Origin of the sequence: Tepidimonas fonticaldi (assembly GCF_007556755.1) — a bacterium.
Classification (GTDB): Bacteria; Pseudomonadota; Gammaproteobacteria; order Burkholderiales; family Burkholderiaceae_C; genus Tepidimonas; species Tepidimonas fonticaldi.
Window position 1 is genome coordinate 1 of sequence record NZ_VJOO01000039.1, and the last position, 17450, is coordinate 17450.

General features: G+C 68.9%; 18 protein-coding genes. 10 read left to right on the forward strand and 8 right to left on the reverse strand.

Going from position 1 to position 17450, the window contains the following annotated elements; translation table 11 throughout:
- Window positions 1-272: 272 nt before the first annotated feature.
- On the reverse strand, window positions 273-1451 hold the full coding sequence (locus Tfont_RS13060; RefSeq protein WP_143969760.1) for an integrase core domain-containing protein: 1179 nt from the start codon (window positions 1449-1451) through the stop codon (window positions 273-275).
- A gap of 81 nt (window positions 1452-1532) precedes the next feature.
- Window positions 1533-1727, reverse strand: a complete 195-nt coding sequence (locus Tfont_RS13065) for a hypothetical protein (protein WP_143969761.1) — start codon at window positions 1725-1727, stop codon at window positions 1533-1535.
- Window positions 1728-1749: 22 nt separating this feature from the next.
- Between Tfont_RS13065 and Tfont_RS13070 the strand changes: the two genes are divergently transcribed.
- Together Tfont_RS13070 and Tfont_RS14885 are read left to right on the forward strand one after the other, a co-directional pair.
- The gene (locus tag Tfont_RS13070) at window positions 1750-2013 is read left to right on the forward strand and encodes a hypothetical protein (protein ID WP_143969762.1); all 264 of its coding nucleotides are present in this window, start codon (window positions 1750-1752) and stop codon (window positions 2011-2013) included.
- Between the two features lie 8 nt (window positions 2014-2021).
- Complete coding sequence (locus tag Tfont_RS14885) at window positions 2022-2147, forward strand: hypothetical protein (protein WP_260682393.1); 126 nt, start codon at window positions 2022-2024, stop codon at window positions 2145-2147.
- Here the strand turns inward: Tfont_RS14885 and metK are convergent.
- Window positions 2125-3321 carry a methionine adenosyltransferase gene (metK, locus tag Tfont_RS13075; RefSeq protein WP_143969763.1) on the reverse strand — a complete coding sequence of 399 codons (1197 nt, stop codon included), beginning with the start codon at window positions 3319-3321 and terminating at the stop codon, window positions 2125-2127. The genes Tfont_RS14885 and metK overlap by 23 nt on opposite strands.
- Window positions 3322-3583: 262 nt before the next feature.
- Here metK and Tfont_RS13080 point away from each other — a divergent pair, with 262 nt between their 5' ends.
- Together Tfont_RS13080 and Tfont_RS13085 are read left to right on the forward strand one after the other, a co-directional pair.
- Window positions 3584-4831, forward strand: coding sequence for an ATP-binding protein (locus Tfont_RS13080; protein WP_143969764.1), 1248 nt, complete (start codon window positions 3584-3586; stop codon window positions 4829-4831).
- Window positions 4828-5685, forward strand: a complete 858-nt coding sequence (locus Tfont_RS13085) for a lysophospholipid acyltransferase family protein (RefSeq protein ID WP_143969765.1) — start codon at window positions 4828-4830, stop codon at window positions 5683-5685. The genes Tfont_RS13080 and Tfont_RS13085 overlap by 4 nt, the downstream gene beginning before the upstream one ends.
- Here the strand turns inward: Tfont_RS13085 and Tfont_RS13090 are convergent.
- Together Tfont_RS13090 and yihA are read right to left on the reverse strand one after the other, a co-directional pair.
- Window positions 5665-6591 carry an alpha/beta fold hydrolase gene (locus Tfont_RS13090; RefSeq protein WP_143969766.1) on the reverse strand — a complete coding sequence of 309 codons (927 nt, stop codon included), beginning with the start codon at window positions 6589-6591 and terminating at the stop codon, window positions 5665-5667. The two genes, Tfont_RS13085 and Tfont_RS13090, sit on opposite strands and share 21 nt — an antisense overlap.
- Before the next feature lie 38 nt (window positions 6592-6629).
- The gene (gene yihA / locus Tfont_RS13095; RefSeq protein ID WP_143969767.1) at window positions 6630-7295 is read right to left on the reverse strand and encodes a ribosome biogenesis GTP-binding protein YihA/YsxC; all 666 of its coding nucleotides are present in this window, start codon (window positions 7293-7295) and stop codon (window positions 6630-6632) included.
- A 100-nt stretch (window positions 7296-7395) separates the two neighbouring features.
- Between yihA and Tfont_RS13100 the strand changes: the two genes are divergently transcribed.
- The 5 genes from Tfont_RS13100 to Tfont_RS13120 all read left to right on the forward strand — a co-directional run bounded on the left by Tfont_RS13100 (window position 7396) and on the right by Tfont_RS13120 (window position 13327).
- A complete protein-coding gene (locus Tfont_RS13100; RefSeq protein ID WP_068606122.1) occupies window positions 7396-8010 on the forward strand; it encodes a c-type cytochrome in 615 nt (204 codons plus the stop codon).
- A 171-nt stretch (window positions 8011-8181) separates the two neighbouring features.
- Complete coding sequence (locus tag Tfont_RS13105) at window positions 8182-10323, forward strand: cytochrome c biogenesis protein ResB (protein ID WP_143969768.1); 2142 nt, start codon at window positions 8182-8184, stop codon at window positions 10321-10323.
- Window positions 10320-11687: a c-type cytochrome biogenesis protein CcsB gene (ccsB, locus tag Tfont_RS13110; protein WP_143969769.1), complete on the forward strand. Its 1368-nt coding sequence runs from the start codon at window positions 10320-10322 to the stop codon at window positions 11685-11687. The genes Tfont_RS13105 and ccsB overlap by 4 nt, the downstream gene beginning before the upstream one ends.
- 19 nt (window positions 11688-11706) lie before the next feature.
- Window positions 11707-12681: a protein-methionine-sulfoxide reductase catalytic subunit MsrP gene (gene msrP / locus Tfont_RS13115; protein ID WP_143969770.1), complete on the forward strand. Its 975-nt coding sequence runs from the start codon at window positions 11707-11709 to the stop codon at window positions 12679-12681.
- Window position 12682: 1 nt separating this feature from the next.
- Window positions 12683-13327 carry a protein-methionine-sulfoxide reductase heme-binding subunit MsrQ gene (locus Tfont_RS13120; RefSeq protein WP_143969771.1) on the forward strand — a complete coding sequence of 215 codons (645 nt, stop codon included), beginning with the start codon at window positions 12683-12685 and terminating at the stop codon, window positions 13325-13327.
- Here the strand turns inward: Tfont_RS13120 and lysA are convergent.
- Complete coding sequence (gene lysA, locus Tfont_RS13125) at window positions 13263-14564, reverse strand: diaminopimelate decarboxylase (RefSeq protein ID WP_143969772.1); 1302 nt, start codon at window positions 14562-14564, stop codon at window positions 13263-13265. The two genes, Tfont_RS13120 and lysA, sit on opposite strands and share 65 nt — an antisense overlap.
- A complete protein-coding gene (gene lptM / locus Tfont_RS13130; RefSeq protein ID WP_143969773.1) occupies window positions 14551-14700 on the reverse strand; it encodes an LPS translocon maturation chaperone LptM in 150 nt (49 codons plus the stop codon). The genes lysA and lptM overlap by 14 nt, the downstream gene beginning before the upstream one ends.
- 16 nt (window positions 14701-14716) lie before the next feature.
- Here lptM and cyaY point away from each other — a divergent pair, with 16 nt between their 5' ends.
- Entirely contained in the window at window positions 14717-15046 is a 330-nt protein-coding gene (gene cyaY, locus Tfont_RS13135; RefSeq protein WP_068606134.1) for an iron donor protein CyaY, read from the forward strand.
- A gap of 30 nt (window positions 15047-15076) precedes the next feature.
- On the opposite strand, the gene Tfont_RS13140 is transcribed toward cyaY, so the two are convergent.
- Window positions 15077-17450: penicillin-binding protein 1A (locus Tfont_RS13140; RefSeq protein WP_390612485.1), on the reverse strand; the 2374-nt coding region annotated here is incomplete at its 5' end.

Genomic DNA, 17450 nt, shown 5'->3' on the forward strand with positions numbered 1-17450 from the left:
CGGATCCTGGGTGTCGTGGTGGCGTTCTTGTGCAGCCTCAGATGCATCGTTTCAGCTCCAGCATGACCTCTCGGGCCAAGAGTAAACCACGGCGTGAACCAATTAACCAATCATCCGGGACACGACACCTGTATTTGTTCCCGGCAAGCACAGTCAGACCTTCCCGTAGGGTGAAGGTGTGCTCAGGATTGGTGGATGTCGGAATTTCAGGCGTGACGGGGCCTCGGCTGCCGGCACCGATGACCGTGACTCGCAAACTTGTCAGTCGAGAACTACGCTGCCCAGCGATAGCTCGAGTGCAGGCCGCCCAGCCACTTCTGGCGCACGAGCTTTTTTGGCGTTTTGAAGAAGTCCGGATCGTTGACCGCAGGGTGGTTGGTCATATCCGGCAGGATCGGCGGCTCCACGCCACAAGCCATGTGCGGGCGGGCGGTGTTGTAGTACTGCCGGAACTGCGTGAGCAACCGGTTCAGATGCCGGTCGTGAATGGGCTGAACATCGCGCAGAAGCTCGTCTTGCAGCGTGCGATGAAAGCGCTCGACCACCGCGTTTTGCCAGGGGCACTTGTAGCCGATGCGGATGGTCTTGATGCCCATGGCCGGCAGCGTCTGCTTGACGATGGGCAGGAAGATGCTGTCTCTGTCCATCACGATGGCCTCGGGCAGCGCATCCATATCCATGAACGCATTGCGCAGCTGCTGGGCCACCCATTCGGCTGTGGGATGGTAGGTGGCCCGAGACCAGTGCAGCACACGGCGGCCATGATCGATGAGGTTGAGCACGGCCAGGGTGTTGCCGGCCAAGTCGGATGCGCTCTTGAAATCGATGGCCATGACGTGCTGGTTGTAGAGCGTCGCCACCCAGCCAGGTTCTTCCTCGCGCGGCGGGCGCTTGCCCTTCGGGCTGGGCTTGAAGCCGTGGGCCTTGAGGATCTGCGCCACGGTCTTTTTGCTGATGCGAAACTTCAGCTCCCCACCCGAAATCATGCGGGCAATGTGCCCGGCGCTGTAGCGCGGGTGGTCGCGCTTGATGGCGACGATGGCATCCACAATGAACGGCGGTGTTGGCGGCCGGCCCCGCGCTTTGCCTTCGGCGATCTTCATCGCGTGCCGTCGCCGCGCCCCGGCTTGCAGCCAGCGAATATAGGCGCCAGGCGAAAATCGCATGAAGCGGGTCAGCCACGGAAAGTGGAGACGCAGCCAGGCAATCAGCCGCTTTTGCCACCTCTGCAGCGTCGGCCGCGTGCGCACTAAGCGCCGCTGAGCCGGGGGCGTGCGCCGGCCTTGGGCAGACACCACCTTGCAGTGCAGGCTCTTGAGTTCAAGTGACAGCACCTGCAACTGCAAGCGCCGCTGCGCCCAGGCAATGCGATCCCGCCGGTAGCGGCGCACGCTCAAGCGGCCCAGCACGAAGCCGACGGCCAAGGTCAGCAGACCTAACGCCATCCCCATCCCAGCTCCTCTTTCCAAACCAAAAGCCGCAGAGGATACGCCGCGCGGTGCGCCGGCGGTCAGGCCTGGGTGCGGTGAACGCTACCGTTGCCAGAACGCGCGCTCCAGCCAGCCTTGTGGGAAACCCAGCCGATCCAGGCGCACCTTCGGATGTTGCGCCAACAATTCAGCCAGCCGTTCGCCCCAGCGAGTGCTGGGAGAGACGACGCGAAGCAGGGCTTCGATCACGGCGGCCTGAGCGTAAAAGCGTGTCGTGTCGTGCAGCTTTTCGGACAAGTGCCGTGCGGCAATGGGCTTGATGGTGAAAACCCGATTCCACAACCGCTGTCTCGCTGGCTCGGTGTTGATCCTCCTGATGGAAGTCGCGCTGGACTACGGCGGATTTGACAAACAGCCCGTCAGCGAGGCGTGGTGGCAACTGGTGATCATCCTCACCACGTTGCTGCCGGTGGCCATGGCGGCCTACTGGTTGCAGCGCTGGAGCGAGATCAACCGACAAGAGTTCAACGAACGGCGCCGCCATTCGTGCAAAAACGGCGAAGGGGGCAACGGGGAACGCTAGCGTCAGTTTTGGCCGAAAAATCACAACCGCCGCCGCTGAAGGGCTGCGCCGTCACGTTGGCTGTACTCAGCACCCAGGCGCAGAGCTTCAACGAGCAGCGGCTGCCGATCCTCAAGGCCTTGCAGGTGATTTGACCCCCGCCAAATCCCGCAACACCGCCACCTTGTCGGTGCGCTCCCAGGTGAATTCCGGCTCGTCGCGGCCGAAGTGGCCGTAGGCGGCGGTCTTGCCGTAGATCGGGCGCAGCAGGTCCAGCATCTGGATGATGCCCTTGGGCCGCAGGTCGAACACCTCGTTGACAATGCGAGCGATCTGCTCGTCCGGGATGACGCCCGTGCCCTCGGTGTAGACGGTGACGTTGATCGGCCGCGCCACGCCGATGGCGTAGCTGACCTGGATCTGGCACTGGCGCGCCAGCCCCGCGGCGACGATGTTCTTGGCCACATAGCGCGCGGCGTAGGCGGCGGAGCGGTCGACCTTGGTCGGGTCCTTGCCGCTGAAGGCGCCGCCGCCGTGCGGGCAGGCGCCGCCGTAGGTGTCGACGATGATCTTGCGCCCGGTCAGGCCGCAGTCACCCTGCGGGCCGCCGATGACGAAGCGACCCGTCGGGTTGATGAGGTAGCGGGTGTTGTGCAGCCACTCCTTGGGCAACACGGGCTTGATGATCTCCTCGATGCAGGCCTCGATGAACGCCGGCTTCATGTGCTTGCCGTCGCTCATCTCGGGGCTGTGCTGGCTGGACAGCACCACGGTGTCGATGCTGTGCGGGCGGCCGTCGACGTAGCGCATCGTGATCTGGCTCTTGGCGTCGGGGCGAAGGAAGGGCAGGCGCCCGTCCTTGCGCAGCTGCGCCTGGCGCTCGACGATGCGGTGCGCGTAGTAGATCGGCGCCGGCATCAGTTCGGGCGTCTCGTCGCAGGCGTAGCCGAACATCAGACCCTGGTCGCCGGCGCCGGTGTTGAGGTAGTCGTCGCTGGCGTGGTCGACGCCCTGCGCGATGTCGTTGCTCTGCTTGTCGTAGGCCACCAGCACCGCGCAGCCCTTGTAGTCGATGCCGTACTCGGTGTTGTCGTAGCCGATGCGCTTGATGGTGTTGCGCGCGACCTGGATGTAGTCCACGTGCGCGTTGGTGGTGATCTCGCCGGCCAGCACGACGAGCCCCGTGTTGCACAGCGTCTCGGCCGCCACGCGGCTGCGCGGGTCCTGCTCGAAAATCGCATCCAGGATGGCGTCCGAGATCTGGTCGGCCACCTTGTCCGGGTGGCCTTCGGACACCGATTCGCTGGTGAAGAGGAAGTCGTTCGCCATGGCTATACACTCCTGTCGTTGGGTTGCCGGCGTTTCGCCGGCCCCAAACGGGCGTGTTGGCGAACGCTTTAGCGGCATTTGTGAATCGCCCGCAAGTAGTTCGGTAACTCGGCGATGGGGCGAAGTGTAGCCGAAGCCGGCCTGAGCCGGGGAATCCGGGCGGGGTATGGGGGTAGAGGGCCGGGTGCAATCTCCGGAATCCATGCGCATCGATTCCGGAATTTTCGGCCATTCAATCCGATCTTTACGATATCATCGCCCGATGTTTCCGCCCGCTTTGTACCCTCGTTGGGTAGAGCCGCGCCTGATCGAGGCCATGCAAGACACGCCGGTGGTGCTGCTGGCCGGTCCGCGCCAGTCGGGCAAGACCACGCTGGTGCGACAGATTGCGCAGAGGGCGGGTCTGCGGTATCTGACCCTGGACGATGCCGTGACGCTGCTTTCGGCGCGGGAGGACCCGGTGGGCCTGGTCCGTGGTTTGGATCGTGCGGTGATCGACGAGGTGCAGCGTGCGCCGCAGTTGCTGCTGGCCCTGAAGAAGAGCGTGGATGAGGACCGCCGCGCCGGCCGGTTCGTGCTGACGGGGTCTGCCAACCTGATGGCGCTGCCCACGGTGGCGGATTCGCTCGCCGGCCGTATGGAGACCCTGCATCTGCTGCCGCTGGCGCAGGGGGAGATCGAGCGACGCACCGACAACTGGATCGACCAAGTGTTTGCGGGCCGCCTGCTGCGGGCGGACCGGCCGGCGCTGGGGGCCGACTTGACCGAGCGCGTGCTGCGGGGCGGGTATCCGGAGGCGGTGGCGCGTGCCACACCGCGCCGGCGCGCGGCATGGGCGCGGCAGTATTTGCAGGCCATCCTGCAGCGCGACGTGCGCGAGGTGGCCAGCATCGACAAGCTGGACCAATTGCCCCGCTTTTTGCGGGCGCTGGCGCAGATGGCGGGGCAAATGTGCAACCACACCCGCCTGGGTGCCGAGGTGGGCCTGGACGGCAAGACGGCGGCCCGTTACCTGGGCGTGTTCGAGCAGCTCTACCTCCTGCGACGGGTGGATGTGTGGGCGCGCAATGGCCTGAGCCGGATCGTCAAGACGCCGAAGCTGCAGTTCACGGACGCCGGCTTGCTGGCCGCGCTGCTGGATCTGACCCCGGAAGCGGTGCAGCGGGACCGGGTCCCGTACGGGCATGTGCTGGAAACCTTTGTCTTTGCCGAATTGCTCAAGCTGGCCAGCGTGGCGCAGGGGCAATACCGGCTGCTGTATTACCGGGACGCGGACAAGGTCGAAGTGGATGTGGTGATCGAGGATGCCGCCGGCCACGTCGTGGGCGTGGAGGTGAAGGCGGCGGCGACCGTGGGCGAGCGGGATTGGCGCGGCTTGACCAAGCTGCGGACGGTGGCAGGGGAGCGGTTTCGGATGGGCGTGCTGCTTTATGACGGGGCCGAAACCCTGCCCATGGGGGTCGGCCTGTGGGCCCTGCCGCTGTCCAGCCTGTGGGGGAGCACGCCGTGAGGGCCTGGTTCGCGGTGCTGTCCCGCTGGCCCCTCCTGGCCCTGCACGCCCTGGGCTGGTGCGCGGGCTGGGGGGTGTGGCTGGCGTCGCCCACCTACCGCCGCCGGTGGTGGGCGCACACCCGGCAGGCTGGCTTGAGCGGGCGCGCGCGCTGGGCATCGATCGGGGCGGCCGGGCAGCAGGTGGCGGAGCTGCCGCGTCTGTGGTTTGGGCCGCCCGTGCCCGTCGGTTGGGAGGGGGCGGCGCACATCGAGGCGGCGCTGGCCCAGCGGCGCGGGGTGCTGTTTTTGACGCCGCACCTGGGGTGCTTCGAGGTCACGCCGCGCGCCTATGCCGAGCGGTTTGGCGTGCCGCACGCCGCGCCGATCACCGTGCTGTACCGGCCTTCGCGCCACGCGGCGTTGGATGCGCTGCTGCGGCAGGCGCGGCAGCGCCCGGGCATGGCCGCGGCACCCACGACGCTGGCCGGGGTGCGGCAGCTCATGCAGGCCCTGCGCCGTGGCGAGGCCGTGGGCCTGCTGCCCGACCAGGTGCCGCCGCAGGGGCTGGGCGTGTGGGCGCCGTTTTTTGGCCGGCCGGCCTACACCATGACGCTGGCGGCGCGGCTGGCGCAGCAGCCCGGGGTGCAGGTGCTGCTCGCGTGGGGGCAACGGCTGCCGTGGGGCCGCGGCTATGTGGTGCATGTGCAGCCGTGGGCGCAGGCGATGGACGAGCCGCTGGCCACCGACCCGGCGCAGGCGGCGGCCCAGATCAACCGGGCGATGGAGCTGCTGATTCGCCGCTGCCCCGAGCAGTACCTGTGGGGCTACGCGCGCTACAAATCACCCCGCGAATCACCCCGCCCCCTCGGGTGAGGGCAGAAACCCGCCGATCAACGCCAGCACCTGCGCCGGTTGCTCGTGCAGCAGCCAGTGCGAGGCTTGCGGCAGCCGTTCGATGTGCAGGTCCGGCACCCAGTCGCTCAGCCCGTCCAGCAGGCCGGGCAGCAGGGCCTGGTCCTGCAGGCCCCAGACGACCCGCGTCGGCACCCGTACGCGCAGCAGCTCATCGGGCAGCTCCACCCCCGCCGCGCCGGGGTCGTCCGCAGTGGGTGGCCGCAAGGGCGAGGCGACGTAGTAGTTCAGCCCGCCTTGCAACCCCATCGCCCACACGGCCTCGTACTGCGCCTGCAGGGCTGGCGTCAGCCAGGCCGAGGTGTCCGACATGCCCCGAAAGAACGCCCACAGCCGGGCATAGCCGTTGGCCGACAGGCGTTGCGCCGCGTCGGGCCGGGCCAGAAAGTTCATGTAGGCGCTGGCGGCCTGTTGTGCGGGGGAGTGGCGCAGGTCGCGCCAAAACGCGCCCGGATGGGGCGAGTTCAGGATGATCAGCCGTTGCAGCCGCTGTGGTTGCAGCGCAGCCAGGTTCCACGCCACAGCGCCGCCCCAGTCGTGGGCGACCACGGCGGCGACGCGGCCGGGGGTGGGGCCCGCAGCGGTGACGGCGTCGATCAGCGCGGCGATGTCCTGCATCAGGTGACGAGCCCGGTAAGCCTCGGCCGTGGCTGGGGCGCTGGAGCGCTCGTAGCCGCGCAGATTGGGCGCGATGCAGCGCCAGCCGCCATGCTCTGGCTTGGCAAACCGCACCAGCGCCTCGTCCCAGACGAAGGCGGCTTCCGGGAAGCCGTGCAAAAACAGCAGTACGGGCCGGCCGGTCTGGCCGGCGGCACGCACGCTCAGGGTGATGCCGTGCGGCAGCGGGAGCGAGAAGGTTTCGATCATGGGCGCGGGCTCCGGGGTGGGCCCCGCCGCGCCAGGAGTCAGGTGGTTGAGGCCGCGGCCGCGGGATGCGACCAGTCCCACAGCCGCAGGGCCACCTCGTCCACGCCCTGGCGCTTGAGGGCGGAGAACAGCATCGCATCGCCCCCAGCGGTCTGCAGTCGCGCAATCGACAGCGCCTTGGCCTGCTCCTGCCGCGAGAGCTTGTCCGCCTTGGTCAGCAGCACCAGAAAGTCCAACCCCTGCTCGACGCGCGGGCGGATGATGTCCAGCAGCGCCTCATCCAGCTCCGTCAGGCCCAGCCGCGCGTCGCACAGCATCACCACCGCGCGCAGATTGGGCCGGCTGACCAAGTAGTTGGCCATGACCTGTTGCCAGCGCCGCTTGGCGGCCTGCGGCACGGCGGCGTAGCCGTAGCCGGGCAGGTCCGCCAGCACCGCGTCGGTGGCGCCCTGCTTGCCCAGGGCGAAGAGCACGATGCTTTGCGTGCGGCCCGGCATCTTCGACGCGAAGGCCAGTTGCCGCTGCTGCGCGAGGGTGTTGATGCAGGTGGATTTGCCGGCGTTGGAGCGGCCAACGAAAGCGATCTCGGGCGCGGCCAGGGGGGGCAGGTGCTGCAGTTGCGGCGCTTCGGTCAAAAAGCGGGCTGTGTGCAGCCAGGCGCGCGCCTGGGCCGCGGCCGTGGGGGAGGGGGTGGGCGTCGTCATACAGGGCGGTTTCGGGGCCATTGTAGAATCTGGCGGTTATTCCGATGCGTCGGGGCCGGCCCCGGCCCGCACTTTCACGCGCCCACACAGCGACCACACCATGAAACCCATCGTCACGCTCATTGGTGCCGCCCTCGCCGCCACCCTGTCCTGGTCCGCCCAAGCACAGACCGCCCAGCCCGACCTCAAGCGCGGCGCGACACTGTTTGGGCAGGTGTGCGTGGCCTGCCACGCGGCGGATGGCAACTCGACGACCGCGGCCAACCCCAAGCTGGCGCAGCAGCACCCGGAGTACCTGATGAAGCAGCTGCGCGAGTACAAGTCGGGCAAGCGGGCCAATGCGGTGATGGTGGGTTTTGCCAGCCAGTTGTCCGACGACGACATGCGCGACATCGCTTACTGGCTGGCCAGCCAGAAGGGCGCGACCGGGTTTTCCACCAGCGCCGAGCTGGTGCGCCTGGGCGAGCGCATCTACCGCGGGGGCATCACCGACCGCCGCATCCCGGCCTGTGCGGGCTGCCACGGCCCCAGCGGCAGCGGCATCCCGGCCGAGTATCCCCGCCTGAGCGGCCAGCACGCCGAGTACACGGCCACGCAGCTCAAGGCGTTCCGCTCCAACGAGCGCGCCAACAACAAGCAGATGCACGAGATTGCGCGCTACCTGACGGACAACGAAATCAAGGCCCTGGCCGACTACATCGCCGGTTTGCGTTGATCGGCGGGTCGGCCGTGTTCCGTCCAAAGGCCCCGCCGGCCGCCGGAGAATATCAGCGTTCGATAATATTCGACCCGGCAGCCGGCCCCCGCGTGGAACCTTCCGCGTGACCCCAACTCTCAGTCGAGGCAGGCCCCCACCCGGCCTGCCTTTTTTGTGCCCCGCGTCCGCATGAGTGCTTCCACCGCCGGTATCGAGCTGCGACTCCAGTCCCGCCGCGTCGCGTCGGCGGTCGAGCTGCTGTCGTCGATGCGTTTTGCCATCGCGTTGCTGACGGTCATCAGCATCGCGTCGGTCGTGGGCACCGTGCTCAAGCAGCACGAGCCGATCAACAACTACGTCAACCAGTTCGGGCCGTTTTGGTCCGAGGTGTTCGGGGCGCTGGACCTGTACTCCGTCTACAGCGCCTGGTGGTTTTTGCTGATCCTGGCGTTTTTGGTGGTGAGCACGACGCTGTGCATCGTGCGCAACACGCCCAAGATCCTGACCGACCTGCGCCAGTACAAAGAGCATGTGCGCGAGCAAAGCCTGCAGGCCTTCCACCACAAGGCCGATGCGACCTTGGCCGAGGCCCCGCGCGCGGCCGCCGAGCGCATTGGCCAGGGGCTGCTGGCGCGCGGCTGGAAGGTGCGCCTGCAGTCGCGCGAAACCCCCAGCGGCACCGGCTGGATGGTGGCCGCCAAGACGGGGGCGGCCAACAAGATCGGTTACCTGGCGGCGCACGCGGCCATCGTCATCATTTGCATCGGCGGCCTGTTCGACGGGGATTTGATGGTGCGGGCGCAGCTCTGGTTTGGCGGCAAGGAGGCGTTCCAGGGCGGCGGGCTGATCGCCGACGTGCCCGCCAAGCACCGCCTGAGCGACGCCAACCCGACCTTTCGCGGTAACCTGCTGGTCACCGAGGGCACGCGCGCCGGTGTGGCCGTGCTGCCCCAGCCCGAGGGGGTGATCCTGCAGGAGCTGCCGTTCGACGTGGAGCTGAAAAAGTTCATCGTCGAGTACTACGACACCGGCATGCCGCGGCTGTTTGCCAGCGAGATCGTCATCCACGACCGCTACACGGGCGAGGCGCGCCCGGCGCGGGTGGAGGTCAACCACCCGGTGGAGCACCGGGGCATCCAGATCTACCAGTCCAGCTTCGACGACGGCGGTTCGCTGGTCAAACTGCGCGCGGTGCCCATGGGGGCGAGCGTCAAGCCGTTCGAGGTGCAGGGCCGCATCGGCGAAGCGACCGCGCTGACCAATGGCGACGAGCGGCTGCGGCTGGAGTTCACGGGGCTGCGCGTCATCAACGTCGAGAACTTTGGCGGCACGGCCGCCGCCGGCGTGGATGTGCGCAAGGTCGACCTGCGCCAGGCGATCGAGTCGCGGCTGGGCTCTGGCCACAAGACGGTGACCGAGCGCGTGCTGCGCAACGTCGGCCCCAGCATCACCTACAAGCTGCGCGACGAAGCGGGCCAGGCGCGCGAGTTCCACAACTACATGCTGCCGATCGACCTGGACGGCCAGCGCGTGATTCTGCTGGGCGTGCGCGACACGCCGCAGGAGCCGTTCCGCTACCTGCGCGTGCCGGTGGACGAAAACGACGGCCTGGACGGCTTTGCGCGGCTGCGCGCGGCGCTGGCCGATCCGGCGATGCGGCAGATGGCGGTGCGGCGTTACGTGGCGCTGGCGGCGCCCGACCAGCCGCCTGCCGTGGTGCAGGCGCTCGCCGGGTCGGCGCAGCGCGCGATCGACCTGTTCGCCGGTGAGGACCCGGAGATCGAACGCCTGCCCCACAACGGCGTGCCCCGTCTGGGGGGGCTGCAGGCGCTGTCGGCCTTCATGGAGGTCAACGTTCCCGAGGCCGAGCGCGAGCGCGCCGGCGAGGTGCTGCTGCGCATCCTGAACGGCACGTTGTTCGAGCTGTATCAGCTCAGCCGCCAGCAGGCCGGCCTGCCGCCGGCGCAGCGCGGCGACGCCACCGCGGCCTTCATGACGCAGGCGGTGTTGAGCCTGTCCGACGCCTTCTTCTACCCCGCGCCGCTAACCTTCCAGCTCAAGGACTTCGAGCATGTGCAGGCCAGCGTCTTCCAGGTCGCGCGCGCGCCGGGCAAGACCATTGTGTACTTGGGGTGTCTGTTGCTGATCATCGGGGTTTTTGCCATGCTCTACGTGCGCGAACGGCGCCTGTGGGTGTGGCTGGCCCCGGCCGGCGACGGCGCCCGCGCGACCATGGCGCTGTCGAGCAACCGCAAGCTGCTCGACAACGACCGCGAGTTCGACGGCCTGCGTGGCCTGCTGCATCCCCCCGCGTCCAAGGGTTCGACATGACGTCCGCTTCCCAAACCATCGACCTCAAGCTCGACAAGCGCAGCGCGTCGGACAGCGGCGCGCGCGGCTGGCTGGCCCGCCGCACGGTGTGGGACTGGCTGTATGCGCTGCTGGCCGTGGCCGGTGCCGCGGTGGCGCTGTGGCAGTGGGGCCACGCGATGGATGGCTACGAAAAGGCCATTCTGGTCGGCGCGGTGCCCAGCCTGGTGGCGCTGGCGTGGTTTTGGCGCCCGGTGCAGCCATTGACCGTGGTGGTGGCGGCGCTGGCGCTGCTGGCCATCGGGCTCTATCAGGCGGATGGCCGTGCCGATCTGGCGCGCGCCGATCAGGTGTTCCTGCTGAAGTATTTCCTGTCCAGCCAGTCGGCCATCCTGTGGATGAGCGTGCTGTTCTTTATGAGCACGGTGTTCTACTGGATCGGGCTGCTGGCGCCGCGCGGGGGCGAGACGGCCGAGCGGCTCGGCTCGCGCATCGCCTGGGTGGCGGTGACGCTGGCGCTGGTCGGCACGATGGTGCGCTGGTACGAAAGCCACCAGATCGGCCCCGGCATCGGTCACATCCCGGTCAGCAACCTGTACGAGGTGTTCGTGCTGTTCGCCTGGCTGACGGCGACGTACTACCTGTACTACGAGGACCGCTACCAGACGCGCAGCATGGGGGCGTTCGCGATGCTGATCGTCAGCGCCGCGGTGGGCTTTTTGCTGTGGTACACGGTGGTGCGCGAGGCGCACCAAATTCAGCCGCTGGTGCCTGCCCTGCAGAGCTGGTGGATGAAGCTGCATGTACCGGCCAACTTCATCGGCTACGGCACGTTTGCGATTGCGGCGATGCTGGCGTTTGCCTACTTGATCAAACAGAGCGCCGGCGAGACGAGCTGGGTCAAGCTCGCCCCGCTGTGGCTGCTGGGCATCGTGTTGTGCTTCGAGCCGCTGGTGTTCCGGCAGGATGCCGCGGCCAAAGGCGGCAGCTACTGGTTCGTCTACTTCGGCGTGTCGGCACTGATCGTCGGCGGGATTTTGGCGGCGCGGCGGCGCATCGCCGAGCGGCTGCCGAGCCTGCAGGTGCTCGACGACGTGATGTACAAGGCGATCGCGGTGGGTTTTGCCTTCTTCACCATCGCGACGGTGCTGGGCGCGCTGTGGGCCGCCGAGGCCTGGGGCGGCTACTGGAGCTGGGACCCGAAGGAGACCTGGGCGCTGATCGTCTGGCTGAACTACGCCGCCTGGCTGCACATGCGCCTGATGAAGGGGCTGCGCGGCACGGTGGCGGCGTGGTGGGCGCTGGTGGGGCTGGGCATCACGACGTTTGCCTTCCTGGGCGTCAACATGTTCCTGAGCGGTTTGCACAGCTACGGCGCGCTCTGATCCGGCAGGGGTGGCCCCGATGCAGCCGCGGCCCAGCGAGATCACGCCACGGGCGGTCGTGGAAAACCGCCGCGCATGGCTGCAGCGCGCGGGCTGGGTGACGGCGGGGGCAGCGGGGGCGGCGCTCGCGCCGGCCGCTTGGGCGACGGCGTCCGCCCCGGCTGGCCGGCCCGGGCAGCGCCCGCCTTTGGCCGCCCGGCCCAGCACCGTCGCCGGTGCCCCCACGCCCGAGGCGCCCACGCCGTACGAGCTGGTCACCGGCTACAACAACTTCTACGAGTTTGGCACCGACAAGGAAGACCCCGCCCGGCTGGCGCACCGCATGCGGCTGCGGCCCTGGGCGGTGCAGGTGGACGGGCTGGTGGCGCGGCCGCTGACGCTGGATCTGGACGATCTGCTGAAACTCGCCCCGATGGAGGAGCGCGTCTACCGCCTGCGCTGCGTCGAGGGCTGGTCGATGGTGATCCCATGGATCGGCTATGCGCTGTCGGCGCTGATCGAGCACGCGCGGCCGCTGGGCAGCGCCAAGTTCGTCGAGTTCCACTCCGTGGCCGACCGCGAGACGATGCCCGGCCTGCGCTCCAGCGTGCTGCTCTGGCCTTACGTCGAGGGGCTGCGGATGGACGAGGCGCGCCATCCGCTGACGCTGCTGGCCTTCGGCCTGTACGGCGAGCTGCTGCCGCCGCAGAACGGCGCGCCGTTGCGACTGGTGGTGCCGTGGAAGTACGGCTTCAAGAGCGCCAAGTCCATCGTGCGCATCCGCTTCGTCGAGCGCCAGCCGGCCACCGCCTGGAACGTGGCGGCGCCGCACGAGTATGGCTTCTACGCCAACGTCAACCCGGACGTGCCGCACCCGCGCTGGAGCCAGGCCACCGAGCGGCGGCTGGGTCAGGGCGGGCTGTTCGCGCCGCGCCTGAAGACGCAGCCGTTCAACGGCTACGCCGAGCAGGTGGCGGGGCTGTACGTCGGCATGGACCTGCGGCGCTTTTACTGACGTGGACCGCTGGCTGCGTGCGGCCAAGCCCTGGGCCTCGCTGCTGCTGGCGGCCCCGGCGGCGTGGCTGTGGGGGCTGGCGCTGGCCGACCGCCTTGGCGCCAACCCGGCCGAGGCGCTGATCCGGGGCCTGGGCCTGTGGGCGCTGCGGCTGCTGTGGCTGACGCTGCTCGTCACGCCGCTGCGGCAGCTGACCGGCTGGCCGGCGCTGGCCGGCTGGCGCCGCGGCTTGGGGCTGTGGGCGTTCGGCTACGCGCTGCTGCACCTGCTGGCGTACGCGTGGCTGGATCAGGGCGGCGACCTCGCCGCGATCGCGCGGGATGTCGCGCAGCGGCCGTTCATCCTCGTCGGCGCGGTGGCGGTGCTGCTGCTGGTGCCGCTGGCGGCGACCTCGTTCGACGCCGCGATCCGGTGGCTGGGCGCGCGGCGTTGGCGCGCGCTGCACCGGCTGGTGTACGCGGTGGCGCTGCTTGTGCTGCTGCACTGGTTCTGGATGCGCAGCGGCAAGCGCCTCTGGGGCGAGGTGGCGGTGTACGGCGCGCTGCTGGCGCTGCTGCTGGGTTGGCGGCTGCGCGCCGCGGTCAGTCGAGCGCGAGCGCGCGCTCCTGCCGCCACAGGTCGGCCACCGTTTCGCGCGCGCGGATGAGCTGCGCGCGCTCGCCGCTGACCAGCACCTCGGCGGCCTTGCCGCGCGTGTTGTAGTGGCTGGCCATGCTCATGCAGTAGGCGCCGGCCGAGCCGACCGCAAGCCAGTCGCCCGGCTGCGCGGCAAGCTCCCGGTCACGCCCGAGCCAGTCGCCGCTCTCGCACACCGGGCCGACCACGTCCCACACCGCCGCCGGGGCGTCGGGGCGCGGCCGCACCGGCGCGATGGCGTGGTAAGCCTCGTACATGGCCGGGCGCGGCAGGTCGTTCATCGCCGCATCGACGATGAGGAAGTTCTTCGCCGCGCCGGGTTTGGTGTACAGCACCTCGGTGACGCAGATGCCGGCGTTGCCCACGAGCGAGCGGCCTGGCTCCAGCAGCAGACGCCGGCGGCCGTGTCCGCGCGCGTCCAGGCGCGCCAGCATCGCCTGCCACAGCGCATCCGCGGCGGGGGGCTGCTCGCCGTGGTATTCGATGCCCAGGCCGCCGCCCAGGTCCAGGTGGTGCAGGGGGATGCCCGCGGCCTCGATCGCCTCGACCAGGTCGAGCACGCGGTCCAGCGCATCCAGGTAAGGGCCGATGCTGGTGATCTGCGAGCCGATGTGGCAGTCGATGCCCACCACCGACAGGCCGCTCAGACTGGCGGCGTGGCGGTAGGCGTCCAGCGCCTCGTCGTGCGCAATGCCGAATTTGTTGCCCTTGAGCCCGGTGGAGATGTAGGGGTGGGTCTGCGCGTCCACGTCAGGGTTGACGCGCAGGCTGACCGGCGCGCGCACGCCCAGCTCGCGCGCCACGGCGTCCAGCACGTCCAGCTCGGCGCGGCTTTCGACGTTGAAGCAGCCGATGCCGACCTGCAGCGCGCGGCGCATTTCGGCGCGGGTCTTGCCCACGCCCGAAAAGACGATGCGCTCGGGCGCCGCCCCGGCGCGCAGGGCGCGCTCCAGCTCGCCGCCGGAGACGATGTCGAAGCCGCAGCCCGCCCGGGCGAACACCTCCAGGATTGCGAGCGTGGAGTTGGCCTTCATCGCATAGCAGATGAGCGCGTCGCGCCCCTGCAGCCCGCGCTGGTATGCGGCCATCGCCGCGCGCATGGCCGCCACCGAGTACACGAAGAGCGGCGTGCCGTGCTCGCGCGCCAGATCGGCGACGCGCAGCCCTTCGACCCACAGCTCGCCGTCGCGGTAGGCAAAATGGGGGACGCCGGGCAGGTAGGGTGGGGTCGGTTCAGCGCGGGGCATCGGTCGTGGCGGCGGGGGGCTGGGGGGCGGAGGGCAGCGTCAAGGGGCCTTTCTGGCCACATCCCGACAGGGTCATGGCCAGCACGGCCGCCCAGGCGGCCAGACGCGGTCCTACAATGCGCCGACTTCTTTGCATGCGGGCGATTGTAGTGATGACCGATCTCGAATACCTGGACCGGGCCGAGGCGGCCCTGAAGGCGGTGGAGCTCAACTGCGACCGCCTGAACGAAACCACCGATGCGGACATCGACAACCAGCGCGTGGGCGGCATGATCACGCTGACCTTCCGCAACGGCAGCCAGATCGTGATCAATCTGCAAAAGCCCCTGCACGAGATTTGGATGGCATCGCGCTCTGGCGGCTACCACTACCGCTTCGACGGCCAACACTGGATGGACACCAAGGGCGCGGGGGAGTTTTTTGCCCACCTCTCGCGCGAAGCGTCTGCGCAGGCGGGTGTGCCGCTGACGTTCGTACCGTGATCCGCCGCCCCGTGACCTGGCGGCGGTGGCTTACTGCCGGAACAGATCCAGGATGCTGCGCTTTTCGCGCGGGTCGGCCCCGCCGTCGGGGGGCGGTTCGCCCGCGGGCAGGCTGGCCGCATCGCCAAAGCCCAGGCGTTTGACGTAGCTGCCGTCGGCATACTCGTCGTACACCCAGTCCCCGTTCACGAACGCGACGCCCGAGGGCGGGGTGAGCTCGTGCACGGGCGTGTTGCGCAGGGCCTGGCCCATGAAGTCGATCCAGATCGGCAGCGCCAGCGCCCCGCCCGTGGCCCGCCGCCCCAGGTTGCGCGGCGTGTCGTAGCCCAGCCAAGCCGCCGCGGCCAGCGTCGGGTGAAAGCCCACGAACCACGCATCCTGCGCGTCGTTGGTGGTGCCGGTCTTGCCGTACAGATCCGGGCGCTTGAGCGTCGCCTGCGCCCGCGCGGCGGTGCCGCTGCGCGTGATTTCGTTGAGAAGCTGCCCCATCAGGAAGGCGTTGCGCTCGGGCAGGGTGCGGTTGGCCTCGTCCGTGGCCTGCGGCGGCACCTCCAGCAGCACCCGGCCTTTGGGGTCGGTGATGCGGGTGATCAGCACCGGCGGCAGGTAGTGCCCCCCGTTGGCGAACACGCCGTAGCCGGCCGCCATTTCCAGCGGCGTCACGGCCCCCGCACCCAGCGCCATGGTCAGGTAGGGCGGATGCTTGGCAGGGTCCAGCCCAAAGCGGGTGATCCACTGCTGCGCCGACTGGGTGCCGACGGCCCGCAGCACATGGATCGACACCATGTTCTTGGACTTGGCCAGCGCCGTGCGGATGGTCATCGGCCCCTCGTACTGTCCGTCGTAGTTTTTGGGCTCCCAGGGCTTGCCGCCCGTCACGCTGGCCGGGAAGAACAGCGGCGCGTCGTTGGCGACCGTCTGCGGCATGATGCCCTTTTCCAGAGCGGCCGAGTAGATGAAGGGCTTGAAGCTGGAGCCCGGCTGGCGCTGCGACTGCGTGACGCGGTTGAACTTGTTGCGCTCGAAGTCGAAGCCGCCGACCAGCGCGCGGATGCCACCGTCGCGCGGATCGACGGCGACGAAGGCTGCCTCCACCTCGGGGGTCTGGGTCAGATACCACCCCTGCGCGCCCTTGACGATGCGCACCACGGCCCCGGGGCGCAGCTTCAAGTGGGGCGGGGCGTTGTCGCTCAGGCCCGAGCGCACCGACTCCAGCCCCTCGCCGGTGATCTCGATCGGTGTGTCGTCGCCGCGCACCACGACCACTTTGCGCGGGTCGGCCGACAGCACCACGGCGGTCAGCAGCGGCTCGTTATCCGGCACGGCGGTCAGCGCATCGTCGATGGCCGCCTCGCGGGCGGCGGGGTTGGCCGGCAGGTCGATGAAGCGCTCCGGCCCACGGTAGAACTGGCGCCGCTCGAAGTCCAGAACGCCCTGCCGCACGGCGCGCCAGGCCGCGCGCTGCAGAGCCGGGTCGATGGTGGTGTGGACCTTCAGGCCGGCGGTGTAGGCGTCTTCGCCATAGCGCTCGACGATGGTTTGGCGCACCATCTCGGCGATGTACTCGGCGTGGATGGCCTGCTCGGCGTCGTAGCGGCGCAGGCGCAGTGGCTCCTCGCGCGCAGCCTGGGCCTCGGCGGCGGTGATGAAGCCGTTTTCCAGCATCCGGTCGATGATGTAGAGCTGGCGCGCCCGGGCCCGCTTGGGGTTGCTGATCGGGTTATACGCCGACGGCGCCTTGGGCAGGCCGGCCAGCATGGCCGCTTCGGCGATGGTCAGATCTTTGAGCGATTTGCCGAAATACGTGTGCGCCGCCGCTGCAAAGCCGTACGAGCGGTGGCCCAGAAAGATCTGGTTCATGTAGATCTCGAGGATCTGCTCCTTGGTGAGCAGGTGCTCGAGCTTGAAGGTCAGCAGCACCTCGTAGATCTTGCGCAGGTAGCTCTTTTCGCTGGACAGATAGACGTTGCGCGCCACCTGCATGGTGATGGTGGAGGCGCCCTGGCTCTTGGCTTCGCCCAGGTTGGCCAGCGCCGCGCGCAGCAGGCCCCGGTAGTCGATGCCGTTGTGCTCGAAGAAGCGCGCGTCCTCGATGGCCAGCACCGCGTTGATCATCACCGGCGGGATGTCCTCGAACGGCACGAGGTTGCGCCGCTCCTCGCCAAACTCGGCCAGCAGCGAGCCGTCGCGCGCGTACACGCGCAGCGGCAGCTTGGGGCGGTAGTCCGTCAGCTCGCTGACGTCGGGCAGGTTGGGGTAGGCCATCGCCAGGCCAAGGGCGACCAGCATCGCTGCGGCCAGCCCCGTGCCCAAGACGACCGTCAGCGCCCCCCACAGCATCCGGCGCCAACCCGATTGGGGCGCGGGCTTGGGCGGGGCGGGCGGTGGGGATGGGGGTCGGGAC

Coding starts and splice junctions, on each gene's coding strand:
- Tfont_RS13060 (WP_143969760.1), bottom strand. CDS start 1,451: ATGGGGATGGCGTTAGGTCTGCTGACCTTGGCCGTCGGCTTCGTGCTG.
- Tfont_RS13070 (WP_143969762.1), top strand. CDS start 1,750: ATGGTGAAAACCCGATTCCACAACCGCTGTCTCGCTGGCTCGGTGTTG.
- metK (WP_143969763.1), bottom strand. CDS start 3,321: ATGGCGAACGACTTCCTCTTCACCAGCGAATCGGTGTCCGAAGGCCAC.
- Tfont_RS13080 (WP_143969764.1), top strand. CDS start 3,584: ATGTTTCCGCCCGCTTTGTACCCTCGTTGGGTAGAGCCGCGCCTGATC.
- Tfont_RS13090 (WP_143969766.1), bottom strand. CDS start 6,591: ATGATCGAAACCTTCTCGCTCCCGCTGCCGCACGGCATCACCCTGAGC.
- yihA (WP_143969767.1), bottom strand. CDS start 7,295: ATGACGACGCCCACCCCCTCCCCCACGGCCGCGGCCCAGGCGCGCGCC.
- Tfont_RS13100 (WP_068606122.1), top strand. CDS start 7,396: ATGAAACCCATCGTCACGCTCATTGGTGCCGCCCTCGCCGCCACCCTG.
- Tfont_RS13105 (WP_143969768.1), top strand. CDS start 8,182: ATGAGTGCTTCCACCGCCGGTATCGAGCTGCGACTCCAGTCCCGCCGC.
- ccsB (WP_143969769.1), top strand. CDS start 10,320: ATGACGTCCGCTTCCCAAACCATCGACCTCAAGCTCGACAAGCGCAGC.
- msrP (WP_143969770.1), top strand. CDS start 11,707: ATGCAGCCGCGGCCCAGCGAGATCACGCCACGGGCGGTCGTGGAAAAC.
- lysA (WP_143969772.1), bottom strand. CDS start 14,564: ATGCCCCGCGCTGAACCGACCCCACCCTACCTGCCCGGCGTCCCCCAT.
- lptM (WP_143969773.1), bottom strand. CDS start 14,700: ATGCAAAGAAGTCGGCGCATTGTAGGACCGCGTCTGGCCGCCTGGGCG.
- cyaY (WP_068606134.1), top strand. CDS start 14,717: ATGACCGATCTCGAATACCTGGACCGGGCCGAGGCGGCCCTGAAGGCG.